The organism is Streptomyces sp. NPDC000941 (assembly GCF_053599555.1).
In genome coordinates this window covers 1-24,538 of sequence record NZ_JBSFMM010000002.1, presented here as the reverse complement: position 1 = coordinate 24,538, position 24,538 = coordinate 1, and the positions used below count along the sequence as shown (strand labels likewise).

The following is a 24,538-nucleotide window of genomic DNA, read 5'->3' as shown; positions in this document are numbered from 1 at the left end:
TCAGCCACCGCCGTTCGTTGCCGCGACCGTCGCCAGGACGAGGAAGTCGACCGCCCCGGGCTGTTCGACGACCTTGGCCGGGGTCGCCAGGGGGTCGTACAGCCGCATCCGGCAGCGGACCCGCCGGTCGCCGTCCACGGTGGCCTCCACCGGGCTGTACAAGGCCGTGTCCGCCAGCGGCGGGGTGCGCGGGGTCAGCTGGACATGGATCACCACGCGGCCGTCGGCGACCTGTTCCGGGGTGACGCCGGACGGCAGCGGCAGCAGCATCCCGTCGGTGGCCGTCCCGGAGGCCACCAGCGTGCTGCCGGCCGGCATGCGGCCGCTGAAGCTGCCCGCGATCGCCAGGTTGCCGTTGGCGGCCACGGTCATCAGCGGAGCGACCGCGCCACCGCCTTGGTAGAGGCCGAAGACCAGGCTCGGCTGGTCACCGCCGGACAGTACGAGCGCGGGCTTGCCCTCCTGGGCCGCCGGGGCCGTCCGCAGTGTCAGCGCGCCCGACCGGGCCACGACGGTGTCCGCGCGTACGCCCGCGAAGCGCACCGCGACCCCGCGCGCCGTGGTCTCGACGCCGCTGAAGTGGCCGTCGGTCCAGCGGATGTAGCCCAGCAGGATCAGCCAGCGGGCGGGCGGATCGGCCGGCGGATCGCCGATCGCGGGCGGCTGCTGCTCCTCGACCAGCCGCTCGTCGCCCAGGCGCCCGAAGAGGATCTGGTACGACTCCTCCACGCGGGTCTTCGTGGCGCTCCCTGAGCAGGAGACCGGCCCGGGGCGCTGGGCCGGTTCCCGGTCGGCGGCGGTGAGGAAGACCGGGTAGGGCTCGTCGGTCGGCTGGTCCGCGCCGTTGACCTCCTCGAAGTCGCTCTCGCGCAGCACGGCCGGGTCGGTGACGACCACCTCGCGGCCGGTCCCGTCGAGGGCGACCCCCGCCGCGACGCTCACCTCGACATGGCGGACACCGGTCAGCGGGTCGGTGCGGTTCTCGGTGGCCAGGCCGAGCCCTTCCACGATGCCCCACTCGTGCAGATGGCGCGCGTGCCGGGCGGCTTGGCCGCGGGCGTGCTCCACCGCGGCCGTCAGGTCCGCGGCGGCCAGCACCTGGCCCTCGTGGAAGGCGGGGCGCAGGGGGCCCGTCATGGCGTCTCACCGGACTTCCGGGTACGGGGCGACCGGGCGCGCTTGGCGGGGGGCTTGGCGGGTTCGTCCGCCTGGCCCGCTGCCTGGGCGGCCTCAGCTGGTGCGTCGTCCGGTGCGCCTTCGAGGTCCGCGAGGCGCGGCCCGAGCCGTTCCGGCAGTTGCTCCGACAGCTGTGTCACCTGAGTCTGCGCGCTGCTCATCTGGGCGCGCAGCCCCTCCAAGGCGGCGGTGAGGTCGGAGACCTGCGTCCTGAGCCTGGCCAGTTCCGCCAAGCTGTCGGTGACTTCGCTGGGGGTCGTATAGACCTGTTCGTGCAGCGCCTTGGGCGGCGTCTCGCCGGGTGCGGGGGTCAGCAGCAGGGACAGCATCTCCTCCAGGTCCCCGGTGCGCGGCCAGTCGCCGAGCAGCCCCTCGGCGTACGGGCGCGCCACCGGGCCCTCCGTCGGGAGCGTCGGCTTCTGGTACGCCGGGAGGGGCTGGCAGCACACGCGCTCGGCCAGCTCCCGCAGCCGGTAGAGCTTGGGCAACCACTCGCCGTACGCCGAGCCGCCCGGCAGCACCTGTTCCCGGGTGGCGGAGCAGACCCGTACGACATCGCAGCCGTCCAGCTCCAGATGCGCGAGCAGGACGTCGGTGTCGGCGCTGTCGCCGCACGGCGGGTTCAGGGTGGCGCATGCGGCGTCGGTCAGGAACCGGCGCACCGCGGTGCCCAGCGCCGCGGCCGCCTCCGCGAGCTGCTGCACCTCGGCGACGGTCGCCTTCTCGGTGCTGTCCGGCGGCGGGGGCGGCAGCAGCGGCGGTACGTCGACGGCGGCGACCTCCGTGCGCAGCGCGCAGTCGGCGAGGTCGGCGGCCTGGTCGAGCCGGCCGAGCAGCCACTCCCGGATCAGGCCGATGTCGGCGCGGAACTCCACCCGCAGCGCGTGGCCGAGCGGTGTGCCCTGGGCCAGCATGCGCACTTCCAGCGGCGCGTCCGGGTCGCCGCCCTCCGGTACGACGCGGGCCGCGGTCTCGGTGACGGCGGCGCGTGCGATGGTGCGGCGCAGCGGGTCCGGCCACACCGCTTCCGCATCGGCGCCCCTGAGCCGTTCGCAGGCCGTGCCCAGGACCGTGCGGGCCTCCCGCACGGTGGCGAGGTCCGGGTAGTCCCGCCCCAGCTGCTCCCGCCCGGCCGGGTCGTAGGTGTCGAACCGGGCGACGGCGGCGGCCAGTGCGCGTACGTGCTCGGTCATCTCGCGGGCCGTCGGAGGGGGCGGCGGGCCCTCCCCGCCCGCGTTCGCGCGCAGCCAGGCGATGGCGGCGGCGTACCGCCGCGCGTCGGCGGCGTCGAAGCGGAAGGTACGGCCTGTGCCGAGCGACGCCACGAGGAGGGCGTCGACGTACATGCCGAGCCGTCGGTCGCGGATGCGGGCCCGGTCGGCCCGCGCGAGGTCGCCGAGGCTCGCCAGGAGCCGGGTGCCGGGGTTGTGGCGGTGGTCCTCGACGTCGTCGGGTCCGACGACGAAGCGGAACCCCTCCTGGATCCTGGAGGGCTCACATCCCGGCGAGGGGCAGGGCTCCTCCGTGGCGTACGGGGCCACCGGCTCGACGGGAGACTCCTGGTAGCGCACGTACAGCCCGTAACGCCGCCCGCCGTCGTCGTCGCAATCGTCCCCGCAGTCCACGCCGAGCGCGCTGATGCGCCGCTCCCGCACCAGTGCCCGTACGTCGACCCGTTCGGTGCAGGGCACCACGATGTCGTTTCCGGCGCAGTCCAGCGCGTGTCCGGGGTGGACCGCCACCGTTCCGCCGCCGCACGGGTCACAGCTGACGGTGAGGCCGCAGATGACTCCCGGCCCGTACAGGGACCGGTTGTGCAGTCTGCTCTTCGCCGTCGTGTACTCGACCAGCAGGCTGAGGTCGTCCTCGGTCAGCAGTTGTCCTGCGAAGAAGCGAGGACGTACGAAGGCGGAGGTCGAGGTGGCGTCGCCACCGCAGCCGCATCCGCAGTCTGTTCGCATGATCAGCGCTCCTTCACAAAGAACCAGCTCTCGAACACGTCCCCGCCCGCCCCGGTGCCGGATGTCCAGGGGCCGATGCCCGAGGGCGGGAGGTGGCAGCCGCCGTGCGCCGCGGCCGGGGTGGCCTCGGCGTCGATGGTCGGTACGCGTCCGCCGACATGGGTGCCGTCGACCGGGCGGCAGCAGCGGTCGAGGATGAACGCGGCACGGACGGTGATCAGTAAGCGGTCGCCGTCCTGCAGCGTCTCGCGCGTGGTCTGGCGATAGCGGAAGCCCTGCGTGAACTCGCCGCACCCGTCGGATTCGGCGTCCGGTTCGGCGAACGCGCCGCCCATGTACCAGGTGGAGGCGTTGCGGCCACTGCCGCCCTCGATCACCTGGAGCTCCACCACACCTGGCCGCAGCGTGTCGGACCGTACATCGGCGGAGAACCGTACGACGAGCCCGCCGTCCTCGTCCTGGGTGCCGAGGAGGGCCTTGGCCTCGTCGATGGTGTAGGTGTGTCCGTGGATCCAGTTGATACCGGTGATCACCGTGGGCAGATGGTGGCCGAACGGACGGCGTACGTTCATATGGATCTGGTCGCGGCGCACCGGTTCGTACCAGTCAACGCAGTCGATCCTGGCCAGCCACAGCACCTTGTGCTCGCACGGCGAGCAGCAGGTGTCACAGCGCTCGTCCACCGGCGGCTCGCAGCCGGTGACCCGTACCTTGTGGCACTCCTCCGTCCAGCCGAACTCGCAGTCGGAGGTGTCCGCGCAGGCGTCGTTGTAGACGGCGCGGGTGGGCTCGACGGGCCGCTCGGCGTACTCGACGCCGATCCAGACGGTGTCGGTGTCCCGTTCGTCGGGGGGCAGCGCCTTCCACAGGTCGATCACGCAGCCGCCGCGCACCACGACCTCGTTGCCGTCGCAGTCCACGGCGAGACCGGGAGTGATCGCCACCTTGGCCCTGCGCCGGGTGCGCTCCGGCTCGGCATCGCCCTCTGTCACGCTCTCCTCGGGCGGCGCGGTGGCATCCGGTGCGGTGGCGTCCGGCGGGCAGTCGTCCTCGTCCCGCGGCGCCGGTTCCACATGCAGACCGCACACCACGCCATAGCCCAGCAGACAGCGCATGCGCAGTCTCAACTTCTCGCGGTGATACTCCTGTTCGCGCTGGAAATCCCGTGCGCCCAGCATCTGGCCGTGGAAGTACCGCAGCCGGCGCAGCGGTGGCGCGTCGAACTCCTCGGTCCTCGATGTCTCTGTCTCCGTCATCGCCCGTCCTCTCACGACACTCGCGTATGCACACCGACGGCGGAGACGACTCCGACGCCCACCCCTCGCCGCAACCCCCTCGGCCCCGGCCTGAGCACCCCGTCGCGGTTCAGCCGCACGGGCCGCGCGCCGCCCAGTACGGGCGCAGGCAGCGGGACGAACGCGGTGTCCACGCCGACCGTGGACCGCGAACCGACCACGAACCCCGCGCCCCCGGTCCGCACCGACCCCACCGTGTGCGCGGGCGCCTGCCGCTCCACCAGCCGCAGCAGCGCCTCCCCGTCCGCCGATCCGGCGGGCAGCAGCACCCGGAACCGGTGTGCGTGCGCGGTGTACGGATCGCTGTCCGGCGAGCCGAACGCGCGCAGCGGAGCCGCGCCCAGCGCCGAGCCGCCGACCCGGAACCGGCTCGCCGACCGGCCGAACAGCCGTACCGCGCCCAGCCCTTCTCCTGCTCCAGAGCCCCCGACGGCTTTGCGCAAGTGCGCCCAGCGGCGGTCGGCCGCCAGTTCGTCGATGACCGGGGCCACCCCGAACACAATCCGTACCGCCTCCCGCAGCGCCCACGGCGTGCCCCGGCGCCGGTACAGCTCCGGGGCCGCGGCCAGCAGCGCGCGCCGGGTGGCGGCGTCCCAGCCCGCCTCGTACGACAGGCCCAGCAGCCCGGCCAGCCACGGCAGCACCCGGTCCGGGACGCCGGCCGGGTCCAGAAGCGCCGGATACCGCTCGATCACCCGGTCGAGCTGGGCGAGCGTCGCGTCGAACAGCGACAGGAAGCGCTCGGTGAAATCGTCGGCCGCGGGGTCCTGACGGAAGGCGGGCGGCAGCAGATCGGCGCTGGTGGCCCGGGGGAAGTCCAGTCGGATCCGGCGGACGGCCGGAGTCGCGCCGCCGTCGCCCGACAGCCGCAGCCGCAGCCGCAGAAAGCGGCCGGGCGGCTGGTCGACGAGGAAGTCCGTGGCGCCCGGAGCCGACAGCTGCCAGTCGCTCTCCTCGTACCGGCCGTCCTCGCTCACCACGATCCCGACGGCGACCGCCGTCCCGGCGGGCACATCGGCGTCCACGCGTACGCGGTGCCAGCGGCACCGCGAGATACCGCTGTCGATCAGGGTGGTGACATACGACCCGCTGGTCACATACGCGTCGGTGGCGGGCGGGGCGGCGTCCCGGGGCCGCCCCTGCCAGGTGAAGCAGGTGGTCTGCGGGCCGTCGGGGCCCTTTTCGCTCAGGCAGAACCCGTCCTCGTCGGCCGAGGTGAGCGCGGACGGTGGCAGGGCCGCCGCCAGTTCGTCCACGGTGACGGGTTGGAACGGGCCGTGGTGACCACCCCGGTGGATCCTGAGCCGCCCGCCGTCGTCGGTGAGCAGCCATACGGTCCGCTCCGGTCCGGTGCGCAACCCGATGACCTCGCCCCGCGCGCCGGTACGTAGCACACCGCGGAAGCCGCCCGCCGCGTCGTACCGCCGCAGGTCCGTACTGCCCTGACAGGCCACCAGAACCTCGTCGTCAGGGGCCAGCGCGGCCCATCGCGGCCGCTCGGCCCGGATCACCCCGGCGAGTTGTTCGCCCTCGCGGCGCCACACCAGGACCCGGTCGGACTCCACCACGGCCAGCCGGTGGCCGCGGGCGGCGACGGAGACCGGTTCGCGCAGCGGGGCGGGGTCGCAGCCGGGCGGCCAGACGGGCGCGAAGGCGCCGCTGCAGACATCGCGGCGCAGCAGCCGCCGCTCGCCGGGGACGAGCAGGTACCAGGCGCACGGCCCGCACCCCGGCGCGAGCCGCGGGTCGGGGAACCACGGCAGCAGACGGCCCCTGGTGGGGCCTTCCGGCGCGTCGCCGCGGTAGGCGAGCCGGAGGCCGTCCGGGTCGTCGAAGCCGACGATGCCGATGGTGCCGTCGGCACCCGGCTCGGTCGACTCGTCCCACCCGACGTACGCGTCGAGGAGACGGAAGGTCGCGGGGTGCGGTGCGCAGGTCATGACGGGTCACCTACCGGGATCAGCAGCGGGCGCTCCGGCCAGACGAGGCTGTGGGGCGGGAGGGCGTGGTCGGCGCAGGGCGGCCGGCGCACTCCGTCGACGGTGAGCGAGAGCCGGGTGACGGCCAGCACCCCGTCGACCGCCAGGAGCCGCCGGACCAGGGCCGTGTGCCGCAGCGCGCCGCCGAACGGCCAGCCCGCGCCGTCCTCCCCGCCGCGCAGCGGATCCAGATAGCCGCGCACCGCGTCGCCCGCCCGGGCCAGCACCGCGGCCCGGTCGAGGTTCGGGTCGAGCGTGACCCAGGACTCCACCGCGACGCGGTGGTACGGAGCGGGGGCGGCGACCACCGTGACCCCGGCGGGGGCGGCTTCGCGCGACAGGAAGTCGGCGACGGCCCGCAGGGTGGCGGCGGTGGGGACCGGCGGTTCACCGGGGTCGTCGCCCGAAGACACTGGGGGCACCACGAGGACTCCCACGACGCCGGGGATCGGCGCCCCGGCGAAGTCCGGGTGCAGGCCCGGCACACCCCGGGCGCGGGCCACCGACGCACCGGGCGCCCGGGTGGCGAGCAGGCCGTAGTCGGCCGGGGCCACGGCCCGGCCGCGGGCCCGCAGTTCGCCGACGCCGCGGCGCATGGCGTCGGCGTCGGGCTCGGCGTCCGTTCCGCCGGAGGCCGGGAAGGGGTTGCCGACGCCGGTGACGAACGGCAGCGCGGTCACCACCGCGCCCACCGCACCCGCCCGTACGGCGCCGGCGCTGCCACCGCCCACGCGGTAGCGCACGGCGCGGACGTTGCGGAAGCCCGGGGGAACGGCCGCGCCGTTGACACCGTCCCCGAAGGTCACTTCGCCGCTGTCGTAGTCCACCGTGAACACCCGGTCGTCGGCGCCGTACCCGGCCAGGCTCTCGACTTCTCGCCACCGGGACGAGGTGCCGGCCGTGGTGCCTGCCGAGGTGCCGAACACGTCGCCGCCCGTGTCGTCGTCGACCTCGATCACCACCGATCCGGCGAGGATGGGCACCTGGCTGAGTTTCATACGGCGCCGCCCGCTCGCCGCCGGGTCCTGGACGGGCTGCAGCGGCTCGTCCCGGATGGTGCGGGCGGCGGTGGCGGCGACCACGTTCAGCCGCAGTCCGGACAGCACCGGCGCCGGTCCGGCGAACGCGCCGTGCGCGATCCGCACGCGCAGCCAGCGCAGCCGGGGCCGGGTGCCGGACGGGGTGCCCGGCTCCCAGGAGCGCGGCACCCTCAGCTCGACGGTCCCGCTGGCGCTGAGCCCGGCCGTGGAGTCCCGTATCAGCTCGGCGGGTACGAGCCGGGTGCCGTCCAGCACGTCCCAGCGCAGCAGCGGCGCGGGCGGCAGCGGGAGGGGCAGCGCGCCGCCCGACGCCGCGGGCGCGGGGGGAGCGGCCACGACCACGATCCCCAGCGACAGCCGCGGGTAGGGGCCGGCCGGCCCGGCGAGCCCGATCCACAGCCCGTTGCCGGGCTCCGGGTCCCGGCCGAAGGGCGCGAAGGGACGGCTGGGCCCGGACGGACCCAGCGGCAGCGGCTCCAGTGTTCCGGCCTCCTGTACGGCGAGGTCGCCGAGGGTGGCCGGGGTGGCGTACAGGTCCTGGTCCGTCTCGTAGACGACCTGCCCCGCCGGGGTCGATGCCGCGCTCTGGAACCCGGCCGGGACGAGTACGGAGGAGCCGTCCGGCGGGTTCACGGTGAACTCCAGGAGCGCTGCCGCCGCCCCGGCCGGGCGCCGCCGCACGCCCGCGATCGCCAGGTGTTCGGCCAGCGCCTTCTCCGGCAGCCGGTTGACGCGGCCGAGCACGGGTTCGGCCTGGGTGCCGAAGAGGCGGACGAGCGCGACGCCGGCGTCCTGGCGGTCGGGGTCGGTCCAGTCCGGGGTGTAGCCCGCGATCCGGCCACGTACCTCGGCGCGGACCGCCTCACGGGTGGCGTCGACCAGTTCGGGCCCGCCGCCGGTCGGTCCGGGACCGGGCACGATCCGCCCGTCGGCCCGCTCCTGTTCCGGAGCGTCCCGCTCCCACCACACATCGCCGGTCATACCAGCCCCTCCCCCGGTTCGACGGCGGGCACGATCCGGGTGCGGACCGTCCGCAGGACGGGCAGCGCCCCGGCCCCGAGCGGCACCTCGTCGCACGCTTCGTCCGGATCGGCCCCGTCGAGGCCGATCGCCACCGCGGCGATGTCCCCGAGGTCCCCCAGCGCCCGCTGCGCGGCCCGCAGCAGGGCCGAGGGCCGCAGCGGCTGTCCGAACGGCCAGCCGTCCTGGTCCTCGCCGCCCACGAGCGGGTCGAGGAAGCGCCGCAGCGCCGCGGTGACCACGGCGGACACGCGGCTGCGGTCGGCCGGGTCGCCGGACAGGTCGACGCGCAGCGCCACTTCGCGATAGCGGGGCGGGCGGACGAAGACCTCGGAGGTGAGCAGCCGCGCCTGTGCCAGACGGGCGGCGACCGCGCACACCATGCCCGGGTCGGGGAGCGGCGCGGCGACGAAGTCCTCGCGGTCGAGGTCGTCCCGGGGCGCCGCCGGGACGATATGGACGCTCACCGCGCCGGGCACCGTGGCACACGGGAAACCGGGGTGTTCGCCGAGGGACGGGTACGCGCGGGCGACGGCGACGCCCGGGGTCGTACGGGCCAGGGTGACGAAGTCGGCGGCGGTGACGGCGCGGGTCACCTCCCCCAGGGACGCGGCCGCGCGGCGGCGGGCCTCGGTGACCGTCTCCGGGTCCGCGCCGCCTTCGGCCCGTACGAGGTTGGCGGCCGAGACCGCTCCGGGCGGGGCCGGAAGGTCCGGGGCCACCGTCCAGTTGCCGGTCATACCGCCGTTGCCGCCCCGGCCGCCGCCGGTCACATACGCGATCTGCGCGTCCGGGTCGGGGTGGGGGATGCGCCCGGTGAGCCCGTCACCGAAGACCACCGCGCCCTCGGTCCGGTCGAGTACGAAGATCCGGTCGGCGGGCGCGCCGAAGGTGAAGTCCGGCACCGGCTGCCACTGCTGACCCGCCAGCCGCACGGTCGCCTCCAGGAGGCGGTCGGCGGCGTCCGGCAGGACAAGATGCTGGCCGGGCAGTTTGAGCCATGCGTCGATCTGTTCGTGGAGGTCGGCGCCGTGCGCGGTGCGGCGCCTGAGGTGGTGTGCTGCCGAGACATTGACGGCGAGTTGGAGGAGGCGGGGCGGTGCCGCGTAGGTGGCGGCCGGGGTGGACACCAGGATCCCGGTGTCCTGTGTGGTCCAGCCGGCCGGGGGGTGCAGCCGGACGACACCGGACCGTCTGAGCCCGGCCGTGCCGTCCTCTACTTTCTCGAATTTCCCGGACGCGCCGGAGACATCCGTGCCCGGCCGGAACCAGGACCAGGTCAGCTCCGCGGGAGGCGGCACATCGGCGACCGCCCCGGGCAGCCACGACGGTGCGGACGCGGCGGGCGCGTCCAGTTCGACGAGCAGGCAGAGCGGGCCGGGCGCGGGGTGCGCTCCGGTGAGCGGCAGGGTGAACCGGACCTGTGCCGGGGCGCCGTCGGCCGCCAGCAGCGCGACCCCGCGGCGGGCCCGCAGGTCCGCCGTACGGTCGCGGTCGGTCCACACGGTGACCTCGCCGTCCTCGGCCAGCGGGAAGACGGCCACGTCGTCCGCGAGGGTGAAGACGACCTCCCCCGCCGGATCCCGGGTCAGCTCCGTACCGGCGGGGACGACCGGGACGGCGGTGTCCGCCTGCCGGGCGTCGACGCGCAGCACGGTGGCGGCGGGGCGGGCGGGGCGCGGGGGTTCGAGGCCGAGCAGCCGCAGTACGGCGACGACGAGCGCGTCCGGCACCTGGTCGAGCCAGTACAGCCGCTGCTCAAGGAGGTGGGCGAGGAGTTCGAGGAGGGTGATACCGGGGTCGACGGGCGCGTGCAGCGTCCAGGTGCCGTCCGATTCGGCGGGGATCCGCCGCCGGATGGCGGCCATCATGTCGGCCCAGGTGAGGTCGTCCAGCTTCGGCGCGGGCAGTGTCATGATGTGCCCCCGGTGAGGCCCGTAAGGCCCGTGATGCCGGTGTAGAACGGGAACACCAGGTTGGCCTTGGTGTTGCTGCGCCGGATGCGGTAGACGACCGAGACGGTGATCCGCGACTCGTCGGCCGGGTCGGCCTCCGCGCGTACCTCCTCCAGTTCCACCCGCGGCTCGTGGTCACGGACCGCGGTGGCGATCGACTGCTCCAGGTCGCGCAGGTTCTGCACGCTGCCGGGCGCGAACACCAGCTCGTGGGCGCGGGTGCCGAGGTCGGGCCGCATGACCCGCTCGCCGACGCCGGTGAGCAGCAGCGCCCGCAGACAGTGCTCGATGCTCTCCTCGCCCACGGCGTACCCGAGCCGCCCGGACGCGTCGGGCAGGATCGGGAACCGCCAGCCGGTCCCCAGGAACTCCTCGCTCATGCCGTCCTCGCCTTCTTGGCCAGCACGGCGGGGGTCAGCGGCGGGGCCGGCGGGCCGGTCGGCCCGGCGGCGGAGGGGTGGGTGTGCGTATTGAACGCCTGGAGCAGCGCGTTGCCGAGTACGAGCGGTTCGGTGGCGCCGCCGCCGAGGTCGATGGAGGGGGAATCGAGGGTCACCTTGGGCGCCTTGAGGGTGATGTCGCCCTGCGCGGTCACGGTGACGCTGCCGCCCTCGGCCGCGGTGATCCGGATCGCCTTGCCCTGGTCGTCCAGTTCCACCACATGTCCGGCGGCCGACGTGATTTTTACGGCGGCCTTGGACTGGGTGTCGTCCAGCAGCACTTCGTGGCCGTGCCGGGTGCGGATGAGTTTCTGGTCGCGGCCTTCGGTGCGGGCGGTCGGTGGCTTGTCCTCGCCGTTGTAGAGGCCGCCCAGGACGATCGGGTACCGCATGTCCCCGTGGACGAACGCGACCAGCACCTCATCGCCCTTCTCGGGCACGAACACCGAGCCGTAGCCACCTCCGGCGTACAGCTGACTGACCCGGACCCAGTCGGTGACCGTGGTGTCGTCGAACCACGGGAACTTCAGCTTGACCTGGCCCTCGTCATCGCCCTCGTTCTCCACGACGAGCGCTTCGACGACGCCGTAGTAGCGCTTGTCGGTGGAGCGGGCGCGTGGTGTGCCCTTCATCGTCACCGGCCCCCCTGGTGGATCCGCCGTGCGGTGAACTGGGTGAAGAAGCCACTGGTGTTGAGGGTGTGCTCGACCCGTTTGACGAAGTACGTGCCGGAGAAGCGGCGGCCGAGGCCGTAGATCTCCAGGTTGTCGCCGGGCCGCAGCTCGGGCAGGCCCGCCACCTTTCCGGTCGCGGTGATGAACTCGTAGGCGCGCTCGCGCAACAGGCTGATCGCCAGTTCCCGGGCCTCCTGGTCGCTGCCGACCGGCGCGTCGACCATGACCTCCTGGCGGCCCTGCAGAGTGGACTCGGCCACCTGCGGCCCGCTCTGCCCGTCGGCCGTGTTCTGCCCGGCCGGCAGGTTCTCGGCGGTCGCCGTGAACGCGATGGCCTGTTTGGTACGAGGGTCCCAGCCGCGTACGGTGACCTTGCTGACCTGCTGGGACACCGTCAGCGTCGGGGTGAACTCCATCAGGTTGGGGACCAGCCCCTCGGGCTGGTCGGTGGGGCCGGTGGACAGCCCCGGTGCGTACGCCAGCCGGTACAACCGGATCGGGCGGCCGTCGCGGCCGTCGGTCGGCTTGATGAAGTACAGCGTGTCCTCGCCGTCCTTCGGGTCCGGCAGGATGTAGCAGTCAAAGTCGAGCCGCTTGGCCCGCTCCAGCAGGAACGTGGCGTCGTCCTGGTTCTTCTGCACCACCAGGTCGTGTGTGGGGCCTTCCCTGGTGACCTCGATGCGCAGCTGGTTGCGCTGGGCGATCTGCTCGGCGATGCGCCAGTCGGGCAGATTGCGGTAGATCTTGGTCTCGTTCTCGGTGGGCTTGCGGTCCTTGAGCCGCAGCAGCCCGTCCACCCCGCTGACCTGGACGGTGGGCGAGGCCGCGTCGGTGAACTTCGGGCTGAGCGTGGAGATGGTCCCGGTGGCCACGGTGAGCAGCCGGTCGGCGTAGCCGAGCCGGACCGAGACCCGGCCGCCGAGCCGGAAGCTGGGCGAATCGCTGTGCTTGAAGCGCAGGCCGACGTCGTCCCAGTTGTTGAGGGTGAGGTCGAAGCCGGACATCTCGTCGATGTCCCGGTTCACCTTGATGTCGATGATGTCGTTCTTGGTGGACGGGTCCATCTCCAGGCCCTCGATACGCACATCGAACTCGGGCGCGTACCGGTCGGGCGAGGCGACCTCGGGTGCGGGGGTGCTCATGGCGCGCTCCTCAGGCCAGCCGGGGCACGGTCAGCACCCGGCCGGGTCGCAGCTCCCGCGGATCGCTGATGCCGTTGGCCCGCGCCAGCTCCCGCCACGCGTCGGGCCTCCGGTACAGCGCGGCGGAGATGGAGCTGAGCGTGTCGCCGCGGCGGACCACATAGCTCTTCTCCACGGTGGGCGAGGAGCGCGGGGTCTCGGCGATCTGCGTGGCGGCCGGGCGGAACTCCTTGAGCGAGAGGTCCAGCATGGCCCGCAGGGGCACCCCGTCCGGGCGGAACAGCTGGTAGTTGACGTCCAGCTTCTCCACCACACCGGTGAAGACCTCCTCGTCCCAGACGAACCGGACGACCGGCGGGGCGTGTTCGCGGCTGTCGGGCCGCAGCAGGTTGCGCACCGCGTTGACGTAGGACTTCCGTACGTTCTCCAGGGTGTCGGAGGTGTCCACCAGCGCCTGGACCGTCAGGGTCTCCGTGCCGCCGCGGACGTACTGCAGGGGCGGTGTCTCCAGGCCGGGGATGGTGATCTCGGCGAAGGTGTTGCTCTTGCTCAGCTTGTAGTCGGTGGGGTTGAACCGCAGCGGGATCCGCCGCTGCCGCTCGTCGGCGATCACCGGCCGGACGATCTCCAGCCGGGCCCGGGCGGAGCCCTGCCGGGCGAAGGACACCGGCGTCACACTCATGACGCCTCCCCGTCCCCGAAGCGCCGTTCGCTCTCGGTGTGTCTGGCGCGCGCGCACTGGTCCTCGTACAACTTCGCCCACGCCTGGATGTGCTTGTTGAACAGGCGGGTGAACACGGCGCCGTCGTCGCCGTCCACCTGGAACCGGACCTCGAGCTGGTGAATGATCACCTTCGGCACGCCGGTCACCTCCCTTGGCTCAGGCGCGGCAAGGCGTTCGCCGCGGCGTCCTGCAAGACCTTCGTCAGCCCCTCGTGCGCGATCTCCAGCGACTCGATGGCGATCGCGTTCTGCTCCGCGTGCAGGTCAGGGCCGCTCCACTTGGCGGCGAGCCCGCCGTGGAAGGCCCACGCCGCGCCGGGCGCCCCGTCCGGGCCCAGCACGATCACCGCGCCGTCGCGGCGGGCGCCCAGCGAGTCGGCGAGCCCGGCCTGGTACCAGGCCCACAGCCCCGGGTCGCGCACCACACCGCGTTTGAGCGTGATCCGGTTCCACGAGTGGCGCAGCGGCAGTTGGTGGACCGAGTCATTGCGGCCGCCCTCCGGGTAGCTGGTCACCTCCAGCTGCGCGCCGAGCCCGGTGATCTCCTGGAACGCGCCGGAGGCGGCCAGTGGCAGCAGCAGCGCCTGCGCGGGCGGCAGATACGCGTCGCCGGGGTCGAGGGTGACCAGGAAGCGGTATTTGGGCAGTGGATCCAGGGTCATGCCTCGATCACCTCCAGACCTCGGTCCTGGCCGAGTACGAGACGCAGCCGGATGAACTCCATCGGGACGGCCGGGGCGACCTCGATCTCGCAGACCAGCTGCCCCGGGTCCTGTTCGGGCGGGTTGTTCGTGTCGTCGCACACCACGCGGAACGCCTGCTCGGGCCGGTCGCCGGCGAGCGCCCCGGCCCGGAAGGCCGACAGCAGTACGGAGGTCAGCGCCCGTACCAACGTCAGCCTCAGCTCGGGCGAGTTGACGTCGAACACCAGCGGGCTCGCCACCCGCCGGATGGCGCGCACCAGCAGATGCACCAGTCGGCGGTGCGCGATGTAGCGGGTGCCCGGGTCGGTGGACAGGGTGCGTCCGCCCCACACCATCAGCCCCCGCCCGCGGGTGCAGCGGATCAGGTCGAGCCCCGCGTCGAACAGCCGGATCTGCTGCGGCTCGGGGTACTCGGCCGCGAGGTCGACCGCCTCCAGGATCACGGCGCCCGCGGGCGTGTGGTGTGCCCCGCGCTCGGCGTCGAGACGGGCGATGACGCCCAGGACGTGCCCGGACGCCGGGACGGTCCGCAGGGCCTGTCCGTCGGGGGTGCGCAGCGGCGGATGGTAGACGGCGGCGCAGCCGAGCAGCTCGCTGTCGCCGGTGGCCGCGAGCGAGCCCGCCCAGTCGACCGCCTCGTCCACGGAGGACAGCCGGGGCGGTACGTCCAGGACGGCGAGGCGATCGTGCAGGGGCGCCACGCTCCGCAGCAGTTCCAGCACCACCTCGGTGTGTTCGGTGCCGGACAGGTCCGCGCCCAGGTCCGGCAGCGCCACCAGCGCCGGTTCCGGCAGTTCGGCCTGGAGCGCCACGGCGTCCGCGTACTCGCCGCGGGTGGGAGGCGTGTCGGCGCCGCCCGTGAGCGTCAGGTCCCAGGACATCGAGATCGGTCCTGGCCGCCCAGGTGGCGGTGGCGGCCCGTCCGGGATCAGCCGGATGTAGCGGGACGCGGTCAGCCGGTCGGCCACGTCGGCGAGCGGCAGTCCGGCGAAGGTCTCCGGCGCCTCGCCTGGCATCGTGATCCGTACGCCCACGCCGGCCGGCCCGGCGACCGTGCTGGCCTGGTAACGGATCGCGACGCGCCCGCCGTTGGCCCAGGCTCCGGGGCTGGTGGCGACCACCTGGTAGTCCGTGGCGGCCAGGCCGCCGAGCCCACCGGCCGGCCACCGGGTCCGGGCCGTGGTGGCCGGCCCGGACACCCGGAGCACCCAGGCGGTGCGGCCGCCGTTCTCGAAGAAGCCGCGCAGCGCGTACGGGGTGGCGAAGGCGCCGTCCGGCGGGCCGAAGGCGCCCACGACGTCGTTCCAGCTCTCCACCCGCACCGGAGTGGCCACCGGGCCCCGGCGCAGCCGGCCCAGGAACGCCGCCACGTCCGTACGCAGCGGTTCGGTGTCCGAACCGCGTGGCCGGTACGTCAGGGATACTCCGGGGAGCGCTTCGCCGACCATGTCAGACGTCGATCTCCAGCTTCTCGACCGCCAGGACCAGGGTCTCCATGGCGATCTCGTTCTTGGTGGCGCTGAGCGTCGGACCGGTGTACTTGGTCGGCCAGCCGCGGTCGAAGTTCCAGCGCATGGCTTCCTGGCGGTTCTCGTCCAGCAGCACGATCGAGCCGGAGGTGCGCCGCACCTTGCCGTTGAGCGCTTCGACCACCCAGTTCCAGAAGCCGACGTGGCCGGTGATGCCGCGTTTGAAGGTGAGGTTGGTGAACTTCTTCAGCCCCGGGATCTTGCGGACGGTGATGTCCTCGCTCCCGGTGCGGTACTCGATCGGCGGAACCTCCAGCTCAAGCCCGCTCACCTCGGTGAAGGACCCGCTCACCGCGACCCCGTCGTCGCTGACGTTGGTCACGATGATCTGGAAGTTATAGGACGCGTACGGATCGTCCCTGGTAACGGGCGGCATGGTGGCCTCTCCTCGGGCGCTCAGGCGAGTTGGGTCTCGCGGGTCTTCTGCTGGATCCGGAAGATCACGAACTCCGCCGGGAAGACCGGCGCGACACCGATGACACAGATGAGCCGGCCGTTGGCGAGGTCGTCCTCGGTCATCGTGGTGCGGTCGCAGGCGACGAAGAACGCCTCGTCGGGGGTGGTGCCGGCGAGCGCGCCGCTGCGCCAGACCGTGGTGAGGAAGTTGGCGACCGTCTGGCGGACCAGGGCCCACAGCGCCTCGTCGTTGGGCTCGAACACCACCCACTGGGTGCCCTCGTCGATCGACTCCTCCAGATAGAGGAACAGCCGCCGGACATTGATGTACTTCCACGAGCTGTCCGAGGAGAGCGTGCGGGCGCCCCAGACCCGGTGGCCCATCCCGGGGAAGAACCGCAGCGCGTTGATGCCCTTGGGGTTGAGCAGGTCCTGATGGCGCTTGGTGATGTCCTGGGCGATGCCGTCGGTGAGCCGGATGCCGCGGATGACGGCGTTGGCGGGCGCCTTGTGCACCCCGCGCTCCACGTCCACGCGCGCGTAGATCCCGGCCATATGGCCCGAGGGCGGCACCTCGACGTCGCGGCCCGTCGCCGGGTCGCGGGTGACCAGCCACGGGTGGTAGAGCGCCGCGTACTTGGTGTCGAACGGCTCACGGAACGCCTGGACGCCCTCGATGTCCAGACCGTCCTGCGGGTCGAGGATCGCGAACCGGTCCCGCAGCAGCTCGCAGTGGGTGACCAGGGCCGATTCGACCGTCCCCGACCACACGCCCGGCACCGCGCAGACGGCGACCTCGTCGATGTCCTCCAGCGCGGCGATCCCGGTCCGCTTGCCGCTGCCGCCGTCCTCGCCGACGAAGTCGGCCACGCTCAGACCCCCGTAGGCGTCGTCCCCGTCCGCCAGCGTCAGCCAGGCCCCGACCGCGGGCACGGGGAACTTCGCCGGGTCGGTGGACAGCGCCCCCAGCGCCACCGCCCGCACCAGCTGCGAGCGGCCGGCCAGGGTGGTCACCAGGTTCGCCGGTGCGTCGCCGGTGAGCCGGAGGTTGGGGTGGCTCTCCGTCACCACGGCGCCGGACGGGTCGGCGAACCGGGCGTCGACCTGCGCCTCGACCAGGTGCAGCCGATCGGTTTCAAACAGCGTTCCGGGCACGTCCGCGTCGAAGGTGACGAGGTCCGCGGCGATCGCCTCGACGGTGCGGATGGTCAGGTGGGTGCCGTCGTCGAGCTGGACGACGGCGCCCTCGTACAGCCGGCTCGCCCCGCCCACCCGCAGCGTCGTCCCCGCCGAGGTGTTGCCCCGGCGCACCCGGCGCACCACCAGCCCCCGGCGCCACGCCTCATGTGCCGTGCCGGACGGCAGGGTCAGCGTGACCTTCCCGTCCGCCGGCTGACCGACCTGGACCTTGAACCGGCCGGAGCCGATCTGCGCCCAGACCTCGGGCGGCAGATCGTCGGGGTCGAGCCCGGCGACCGCCGCGACCTCGACCGTCTCGCTGTCCGCGGCGGCGTCCGCGGCGAGCTGTGTGACGAAGAGCGCGCCCTCCTGCGGATCCGGCAGCACCGGGAGCGCGGCCGAGGCCATCGGCTGGATCCGCACCTGGACCGCGCCGCCCCATGAGCCGGGGCTCACTGCGGTGAACTCCAGCGTCTCCTCCGCGCTGCGCGCCCCGATCTGCACATAGTCACCGCGGCCCGCTCTGACCTCGGCGGTCAGCGCGGCGTCCAGTTCGACGCGGTGGGCGGTCGCGTCGTAGGCGGCGACACCGGCGGTGTGGATCACCTGCTGGTCGTCGCCGCGGAAGAGCTGGATCTGCTGTCCGACACCGGAGAACCCGATCAGATGGCCGAGTTCCAGGCGGGTCGCGCCCTTGGCGGCGTCACGGGCGACCGGGCTCACCAGGCCATGGCCCAGCACCCCCGAGGCCGGCGTCGCCTGCCTGCTCGCGACCCGCTTGACGTACAGCCGCTGACCGCCGTTGTCGAAGAAGCCCTTGACCGCCAGCGGGAACAGCCACCAGCGGCCGCCTTCCTTGGGGTCGTTCGCCCACGTGTCCCGGATCAGGGGGTTGGGCTCGGGGAGGAACCCGCCGAACGTGTTCTGGAACTCCAGGAAGTTGGTGACCAGCTTGGGCTTGCCGGTGTACGGACCGCGCACGGTGACCCCGGCCATGCCGGCCGTACTGGTGCTCACCCCCGCGATCGGCCGTGGGCCCGCATCGATCTCCTCGATGTAGACCCCGGGGCTCAGATACTCCGCCATGGACGGCTCCTTAACTCTCGCGGATCTCTATGACGTGCCGGCGCTCGATGTCCTGGGGCAGCCGCACGGCCAGCGATCCGGACCGGCCCGGCCGTTCGGTGGCCTCCAGGCGGAACGTCTCCTCGACGGCGTGCTCGTCGGCCTTCTCGCCCTCCCACCGCAAGGCCAGCCGGAAGGCGCCCGCGGCGTCGGACAGGGTGCGCTCATGCCATGGCGTCAGATCCCGGCTGGTCCGCCCCCGGGCCTCGACCAGCGCATTGGCGATCGGTGTTCGGGTGGTCGCGTCGACCACAGCGCCGTGCACCGTGCGCAGCCCCGGCGGGTAGGGGAAGGAGACGCTCGGCAGCAGCCGGACCAGACGCGGCTCGGTCACCACCGCCGGCGGGTGGGCGTCGTCATGCGGGTACACCAGGAACTCGACGCCCACGAGATCGGCCGAGTACGGCTGCTCGTCGGCCGGGTACAGCGGCTGGTAGCCGGCGGCCGCGAAGCGGGCGCGGTGGCGCCGCGGCCGGGCCGCCCACGGCTCACCGCATCTGCCGAGCCCCGGATAGGCGAGGGCGGCGCTGGGGGTGCGCACCGGCACATCGTCCAGCGGCAGCCAGGCGCCTTCGCCGTCCCCGTTGCCCTCGTCGTCGAATCGGTCCAGCTGGACCGCCACCCCCGCGCTGCGCGCCCGCCGCGCGTAGTCGTCGAACGGGATGAACCAGGCCGGGCTGTAGAGCGTCAAACCTGACAGCGGTATGAAGCGGCTCATGGCATCGCCGCCCCGCTGATGGACCGGCTCTGCACCGGGCGGACCGCCGTCTCGGTGGCGGAGTCCAGGTTGACCACCCGCACCTCGTAGTTCAGCGAGAGCCGGTACGGCTTCTGGATCGCGTACCAGACCCAGGACTTCTGGTCCAAGGTGAGCGGGGTCAGGCTGAGGTGCAGCGAGTCGGTGCTCGCCGCCAGGCTGCCGGACAGCTGGATGCCGTCCAGGATCGCGTCGTCGTAGAACGTCTGCAGGGCCCGTCCGAGCATCCGGTGCTGGGTCGCCTGGTCACCGCCCCAGGGTGTGACCAGGTACCGCAACAGCAGAGCCATCGGCGGCTTGCGGACGTTGGGCGGATCGGGGGGCTGGGAGCGCACCGGCGGCCGATTGCGCGACGTCGGGTCCTCGGCGATCTCATAGAGGAACACCGTGAGTTTCGGCGGGGGTGTCTGTACCGTCTCGGAGAGATCGTTGAGTTCCGCGATCGGCGGTTCCACCTGGCTGAGCCCGCGCAGGGCCTGGGTCAAGGTCTCCACGATGACCGTCGAGACGTCGGCGATGACGCCGAAGTCACCCATTCGCATCCTCCCCCCGGTTCCGGCTCGGCTCCGGATCCCGTTCCGGCTCCGCGCTCGAAAGCGCGCATCGGGAGCATGCCGGTCCCGGCGTGGCCGGATCGCGATTCGCGCATCACACGAGCGTCACCGACCCGTTTCGCGACCGGCTGAGACCGGCGATGACGTAACCGGACACGCGCCGACAACGTTGAGGTGACACCGACAAGGCATATTTCCATTTATGGAAATCCCCTCAGACCGGACCGGCGTTCTGATCCTCCGGGTGTGGGTGGAAGACGGCAGGCCGGACGGCTTCCGTGCCCGCATCGTCCGCACGGGCGGCCAGCACCATGCGCCCCCCACCGCGGTGAGCGCGGTCGACGACGTACTCAGCGCCGTGCAGACATGGCTCGACCAGTTACTCGAGCCGGACGGGTGACGATGCCGCGACGTTCCGGTGATGCCCGGCCATATATCGTCGTTTTACCGAAAGGCCGGATACACGATCATGTTTTGCTCGTAACATGGCTCCCGGGCATCCCGCTTGTCGGCAGGGGATGGGTCGCTGGAGCCGATATCGCCCCGGGGGGCCGATGAGCGCAGAAGGCCACGTCATCACGTTGAGACTGCTGAAAGGCTTCGCGCTATTGGTCGATCATAAGCGCGTTCCGGTTTCTTCCAGCGCCCAACGCCTCCTCGCGTTCCTGGCCCTGCAGGACATGCCGCGGACCCGTACCTATGTGGCCGGCACGCTGTGGCCGGACGTCACGGCCTCCCGCGCCAACGCCAACCTCCGGTCCTCCTTGTGGCGCGCGACGCGCACGGGACATCAGGTCATCGACGCGTCCACACAGGAATTGGCGATCTCCAAGAACATCGACGTGGACCTCCACACGGCGGCGCGGCACGCACACCGGCTGCTCGACATGTCGCTCCCCTGCGACGACATCCTCACCGCGCAGACGCGGGCGGACCTCTCGGCCGATCTGTTACCCGAGTGGTCGGAGAACGAGTGGGTGCTGATCGAACAGGAGCAGTACCACGAACTCAGGCTGTACGCCCTGGAGGCGATGACCGAACGGCTGACCGCGGCGGGCCGCCACGGCGAAGCCGTCGCCGCCGGGCTCGCCGCCGTCCGCGCGGAGCCCCTGCGGGAAAGCGCTCATCGCGTCCTCATGAACGCGCATCTCGCCGCCGGCAACAGAGGCGCGGCGCTGCTGCAGTACGAACAATGCGGCCGCGTCCTGCGCGAGGAACTGGGCCTGGAACCCTCCCCGACGCTGCGCAACCTGGTCTCGCCGCACACCGAGGCGGGCACCCTCAAGACCCCGGCGCGTCGGGTCGTCCGCCACCCGGCGAGCGATGTCCTGAGGGACGCCACGGACGAAGCCGAGCGCGTCACCGTCTCCCAGGCCGAGCCGCGCCCCCTCCCAAGATCCAGACGCGCCGGCACCGTCCCGCCCATGCCGTCGCGTCCTCAGTAGACAGCCACCTGGGCGGCAAAAAGCGACCTCTCCGAGCAACACCCGTCAAGTCGGGGCGAAAAATTGATGCCTATAGTATTGCGGGTGTTGTCGCGAATAAACTGCAGAATTAAGTTCGCCGCGTGGCGTCAGCCACGGGCGATACTGTGGGCCACGGCGGGCTTGGTGACCCTCGGATTCCTCATCGCACTGGAGATCGCCGCGCGTCGCTACACCGGCGAACCAGGGCCGATCACCGATCAGGCGCGAGAGGTCATATTCGCCCCCAAGCCCGGGCCGCTGTACGGCGGTATGGCGTTGATGATGGTGGTGCTCACCTGGCGGCAACGGTTCATCGCGCTTGGTGCCGCGATCGGCATCGACATCGTCTTCGTACTGGTGCGGTGGGCGATCGGCGCCACCCCACCCGCTGACCATTTCTTCGGCAACGGCGCGTTGTGGGTGCTGCTGGGCGTCGGGGTCATCGCCGTCACACGCCGCACCGGCCGGGAACGTGCCCTGCTGCTGAAGGGCGTCGGACTTGGCCTGCTGCTGGTGGCCGGCCGCAAGACCGGCGACACCTGGCTCCTGATCACGGCGAAGACCCGCCCGAACGTGCTCGACGAGTACGTGGCAACCGCCGATCACGCACTGGGCAACCCGTCGTGGCTGGCAGGCCGGATGCTCAGGGCCACCGAGCCGATCGGCACCCACCTGCTCGACTGGGTCTACGGTGAGCTCGCGGTGGCCGCGATCGTCGTCGCGCTGTACCAGCTGCGCAACGTGGCGGTCGAGCGCCGCTTCCCGAAGCACCATCTGGTGCGCACGTTTCTGGTGATCGGCCTCGTCGGGCCGGCCTTCTACATGATCTTCCCGGTGGTCGGACCGATCTTCACCTTCGGCCCGGGCACCTCCGGCACCGGCGGCCTGCAATGGGCGGTGGCCAACCTGTGGCCGAACACGCTGCCACCGATCAAACCCCCGCACCCGGTGCCGTACGACGGGATCACCCCCCGCAACTGCATGCCCAGCCTGCACACGGCGTGGGCTGTCGCGATCTTCATTCACTCCCGCAAGGGCCCACGGCTTCTGCGCTTCGCGGGCGCCTTCTGGCTCGTTGCCACGCTCGGCGCGACGCTGGGCTTCGGCTACCACTACGGCGTGGACCTCATCGCCGGCGTGGTGTTCACGCTCACGATCGAGGCAGCCCTGCGCTCGTTCGACCGTGGCTGGGACCGGTCGGGGATCCAGCTGGTCGCTTACGGCACAGCGGTCTTCGCCGCGCTCCTGGTGTCGTACCGCTATCTGCCGATGGAGATGGCCACGCATCCATGGGTGTCCGGACCACTTCTCATTCTGGCGCTGGCCTCAGTGATCTACGGCTATGTACGGACCACCAGACGTTGGGAGCCGAAGGCCGCACCAGCGCCGCAACCGGAACCGGAACCCGAACTGGTCTGAGGCAAGCCGCAGCCACCCGGTGCGGTGAGCCGGCGCTGGGCGCCCGGCACAGTCGGCCGGTCCCGATCTGTGCGTCGTGCACACAGCCGCCGGCTCCGCTGGTGTCTAAGGTGCCGCCACCCTCGATGCGAGGGGAGCGCACAGCCGGTGGCGAGGCCCTGGAGGACAGTCGATGAGTGCGGTACGAAGAGCAGTTGGGCCGGGTGCCCAGGAAACCCCGGCAAGAGAGGCCATGCCGCCGCGCCCGGTGGGGTACTGGTTCGAGGACATGCCCTTCCGGCGGGCACATCTGCTCGCCGCGATCGCGCTCTTCATGGCGTTCGTCATCGAGTCGTGGGAGCAGCTCGCCCTGATCTATGTGTCCGGGGATCTGGGCAGCGCGTTCGGTATCGACGAGGGAAGGATCGGGTGGGCGCTGTCCGCCGTCGCGCTGGGCATGATCCCCGGCAGTCTGGTGTGGGGGCCGGTCTCGGACCGCACCGGGCGCCGCATTGTGTGCCTGTGGTCCCTGGCCGCGTACGGTGTCATCGCCCTGGTCAGTGCCTTCTCGCTGAACTTCACCATCTTGATGGTGACGAGATTCCTCTCGGGGCTGGCCCTCGCCGGCATCTATACGGTGACCTTCCCCTACTTCCTGGAGCTGTTGCCGTCGCGGCTGCGGGGCCGGGCCGCCGTCTATCTGTCGGTCGGCTGGCCCATTGGTGTGCTGCTCGCCGTCGGGGTCACCCAGCTCGTCGGGGGGCTGGGCTGGCATGTGGTCGCCATGGCGAGCGGACTGGCCGGGATCTGGGTCTTCGCGATCCGGGCCTGGGTGCCCGAGTCCCCGTACTGGCTCGCGGAACGCGGACGTCACGAGGAGGCAGCCGCGGTGCTGCGCAGGCTCGGCGCGGCCGTGCCCGAGGGTACGGTCTTCGCCGCCGCGGACACCGCAGACACCGCGGACGCCGCCGTCGGTGGCGCGGACTCCGCCGGTGGTACGGACACCGCCGGTGGCGACGGAGCGGGTGAACGGGGGCGGCCGGGGCAGCCGCTCGATCTCTTCCGCGGGCGTCTGCTGCGCCTGACGGTGCTGATGCTCGTCGTGAACTTCACGTTCAACTGGGGCTACTGGGGCCTGCAGACCTGGTTGCCCACCCTGCTCCAGGACAAGGGGCTGAGCATGTCCGCGAGCCTGGGCTTCGTCGCCCTGAGCGCCGTGTGCATGATCCCCGGCTATGTGTCGGCATCGCTGCTGACCGGCCGCTTCGGCCGCAAGAAGGTCTTCCTGCCGTATGTCGCCCTGGCCGCCGTCTCGGGCGTGGCCTTCGCGTACGCGGACAGTCTCACCGAGATGTACATCGCCAACTTCGCCCTGTCGTTCTTCTGCCTCGGGGCGTGGGGCGTGTGGAACACCTGGAACGGCGAGTTCTACCCGACGTCGCTGCGGGCGACCGGCTACGCGTGGGCCACGGCCGCGCAACTGGGCGCGACCTCGCTCGCCCCCTCGGTCGTCGGCTATCTGCTGGCCCGGGCCACCGGCTACACGTCGACGATCCTGTTCATCATGGCGTTTCTCGCCGTGGCCCTGGTGGGCGCGGTGACCTTGCCGGAGACCGAGGGCAAGGAACTGAAATAGCGCAGGTCACGGGCGCGCCGCGCGGGTCGGCGGGCGTACGGTGCCGATGCGAGGATGGTGGCGTGACCATGAAACTCGGTATCGACCTGGGGCGCGCCACCTGTGCGGCGGTGCTCGTCGCGGGGAGCGGGCGGGTGGCGGCCCAGGCCGTCGTGGACAGCGCCCCCGGGACGGCCGGGTCGCTGCGCCGGGTCCTGGCCGCGCTGGGCCCGCTCCCCGCACCGGTGGACTCGGTCGCTCTCGTCACCGATTTCGCCCGGCAACCCCCTCCGCAACCCCCTCGGCAACCTCCTTGGCTACGCCGCGTCGCGGTCCTGCGGATCGCGCCCGCGAGCCATCCGGGGAGGTTCGGGTCCTCGGCCATCCGGTAGGCGGCGGTGTGCCGCAGG

The 24,538-nt window shown here is 72.2% G+C and carries 22 protein-coding genes; 5 read left to right on the top strand and 17 right to left on the bottom strand.

Translation table 11 applies throughout. From position 1 onward, the window contains the following. From ACWDSL_RS00910 to ACWDSL_RS00830, 17 genes are read right to left on the bottom strand one after another with little or no spacing between them, the layout of a single operon-like run. Positions 1–1,137: a hypothetical protein gene (locus tag ACWDSL_RS00910; RefSeq protein ID WP_450480334.1), complete on the bottom strand. Its 1,137-nt coding sequence runs from the start codon at positions 1,135–1,137 to the stop codon at positions 1–3. Then, a complete protein-coding gene (locus ACWDSL_RS00905; protein ID WP_450480332.1) occupies positions 1,134–3,137 on the bottom strand; it encodes a hypothetical protein in 2,004 nt (667 codons plus the stop codon). Before ACWDSL_RS00905 ends, ACWDSL_RS00910 begins: the two co-directional genes overlap by 4 nt. A gap of 2 nt (positions 3,138–3,139) precedes the next feature. Further along, positions 3,140–4,393 carry a hypothetical protein gene (locus tag ACWDSL_RS00900; protein WP_450480330.1) on the bottom strand — a complete coding sequence of 418 codons (1,254 nt, stop codon included), beginning with the start codon at positions 4,391–4,393 and terminating at the stop codon, positions 3,140–3,142. A gap of 11 nt (positions 4,394–4,404) precedes the next feature. Then, positions 4,405–6,372 carry a phage tail protein I gene (locus ACWDSL_RS00895; protein WP_450480328.1) on the bottom strand — a complete coding sequence of 656 codons (1,968 nt, stop codon included), beginning with the start codon at positions 6,370–6,372 and terminating at the stop codon, positions 4,405–4,407. Then, positions 6,369–8,432: a putative baseplate assembly protein gene (locus ACWDSL_RS00890; protein ID WP_450480326.1), complete on the bottom strand. Its 2,064-nt coding sequence runs from the start codon at positions 8,430–8,432 to the stop codon at positions 6,369–6,371. Before ACWDSL_RS00890 ends, ACWDSL_RS00895 begins: the two co-directional genes overlap by 4 nt. Next, positions 8,429–10,387, bottom strand: a complete 1,959-nt coding sequence (locus ACWDSL_RS00885) for a putative baseplate assembly protein (RefSeq protein WP_450480324.1) — start codon at positions 10,385–10,387, stop codon at positions 8,429–8,431. Before ACWDSL_RS00885 ends, ACWDSL_RS00890 begins: the two co-directional genes overlap by 4 nt. Continuing rightward, positions 10,384–10,806: a GPW/gp25 family protein gene (locus tag ACWDSL_RS00880; RefSeq protein ID WP_398527761.1), complete on the bottom strand. Its 423-nt coding sequence runs from the start codon at positions 10,804–10,806 to the stop codon at positions 10,384–10,386. The genes ACWDSL_RS00885 and ACWDSL_RS00880 overlap by 4 nt, the downstream gene beginning before the upstream one ends. Further along, positions 10,803–11,498 carry a phage baseplate assembly protein V gene (locus ACWDSL_RS00875; RefSeq protein WP_450480322.1) on the bottom strand — a complete coding sequence of 232 codons (696 nt, stop codon included), beginning with the start codon at positions 11,496–11,498 and terminating at the stop codon, positions 10,803–10,805. The genes ACWDSL_RS00880 and ACWDSL_RS00875 overlap by 4 nt, the downstream gene beginning before the upstream one ends. A 2-nt stretch (positions 11,499–11,500) precedes the next feature. Further along, positions 11,501–12,682 carry a phage late control D family protein gene (locus ACWDSL_RS00870; protein WP_450480320.1) on the bottom strand — a complete coding sequence of 394 codons (1,182 nt, stop codon included), beginning with the start codon at positions 12,680–12,682 and terminating at the stop codon, positions 11,501–11,503. A gap of 10 nt (positions 12,683–12,692) precedes the next feature. Further along, positions 12,693–13,364 carry a CIS tube protein gene (locus ACWDSL_RS00865; protein WP_450480318.1) on the bottom strand — a complete coding sequence of 224 codons (672 nt, stop codon included), beginning with the start codon at positions 13,362–13,364 and terminating at the stop codon, positions 12,693–12,695. Beyond that, on the bottom strand, positions 13,361–13,552 hold the full coding sequence (locus ACWDSL_RS00860) for a putative phage tail protein (protein WP_450480316.1): 192 nt from the start codon (positions 13,550–13,552) through the stop codon (positions 13,361–13,363). The genes ACWDSL_RS00865 and ACWDSL_RS00860 overlap by 4 nt, the downstream gene beginning before the upstream one ends. After that, entirely contained in the window at positions 13,549–14,067 is a 519-nt protein-coding gene (locus ACWDSL_RS00855; protein ID WP_450480314.1) for a phage tail protein, read from the bottom strand. The genes ACWDSL_RS00860 and ACWDSL_RS00855 overlap by 4 nt, the downstream gene beginning before the upstream one ends. Then, a complete protein-coding gene (locus ACWDSL_RS00850; RefSeq protein WP_450480312.1) occupies positions 14,064–15,557 on the bottom strand; it encodes a phage tail sheath family protein in 1,494 nt (497 codons plus the stop codon). The genes ACWDSL_RS00855 and ACWDSL_RS00850 overlap by 4 nt, the downstream gene beginning before the upstream one ends. 1 nt (position 15,558) lies before the next feature. Continuing rightward, on the bottom strand, positions 15,559–16,014 hold the full coding sequence (locus tag ACWDSL_RS00845; protein WP_089507757.1) for a phage tail protein: 456 nt from the start codon (positions 16,012–16,014) through the stop codon (positions 15,559–15,561). A gap of 20 nt (positions 16,015–16,034) precedes the next feature. Continuing rightward, the gene (locus ACWDSL_RS00840) at positions 16,035–18,299 is read right to left on the bottom strand and encodes a phage tail sheath family protein (RefSeq protein ID WP_450480310.1); all 2,265 of its coding nucleotides are present in this window, start codon (positions 18,297–18,299) and stop codon (positions 16,035–16,037) included. A gap of 10 nt (positions 18,300–18,309) precedes the next feature. Further along, positions 18,310–19,056, bottom strand: coding sequence for a carboxypeptidase regulatory-like domain-containing protein (locus ACWDSL_RS00835; protein WP_450480308.1), 747 nt, complete (start codon positions 19,054–19,056; stop codon positions 18,310–18,312). Beyond that, a complete protein-coding gene (locus tag ACWDSL_RS00830) occupies positions 19,053–19,631 on the bottom strand; it encodes a DUF4255 domain-containing protein (protein WP_450480306.1) in 579 nt (192 codons plus the stop codon). Before ACWDSL_RS00830 ends, ACWDSL_RS00835 begins: the two co-directional genes overlap by 4 nt. Positions 19,632–19,851: 220 nt before the next feature. Between ACWDSL_RS00830 and ACWDSL_RS00825 the strand changes: the two genes are divergently transcribed. The 5 genes from ACWDSL_RS00825 (at position 19,852) to ACWDSL_RS00805 (ending at position 24,520) form a co-directional block, all read left to right on the top strand. Then, entirely contained in the window at positions 19,852–20,049 is a 198-nt protein-coding gene (locus tag ACWDSL_RS00825; RefSeq protein ID WP_450480304.1) for a hypothetical protein, read from the top strand. Between the two features lie 280 nt (positions 20,050–20,329). Further along, positions 20,330–21,094 (top strand): AfsR/SARP family transcriptional regulator, encoded by a 765-nt coding sequence (locus tag ACWDSL_RS00820; RefSeq protein WP_450480302.1) that lies wholly within the window; start codon positions 20,330–20,332, stop codon positions 21,092–21,094. 66 nt (positions 21,095–21,160) lie between these two features. Further along, complete coding sequence (locus tag ACWDSL_RS00815) at positions 21,161–22,534, top strand: phosphatase PAP2 family protein (protein WP_450480300.1); 1,374 nt, start codon at positions 21,161–21,163, stop codon at positions 22,532–22,534. A 232-nt stretch (positions 22,535–22,766) separates the two neighbouring features. Beyond that, entirely contained in the window at positions 22,767–24,149 is a 1,383-nt protein-coding gene (locus tag ACWDSL_RS00810; protein ID WP_450480298.1) for an MFS transporter, read from the top strand. A gap of 62 nt (positions 24,150–24,211) precedes the next feature. Further along, positions 24,212–24,520 carry a hypothetical protein gene (locus ACWDSL_RS00805; RefSeq protein WP_450480296.1) on the top strand — a complete coding sequence of 103 codons (309 nt, stop codon included), beginning with the start codon at positions 24,212–24,214 and terminating at the stop codon, positions 24,518–24,520. The last annotated feature ends 18 nt before the right edge of the window (positions 24,521–24,538 follow it).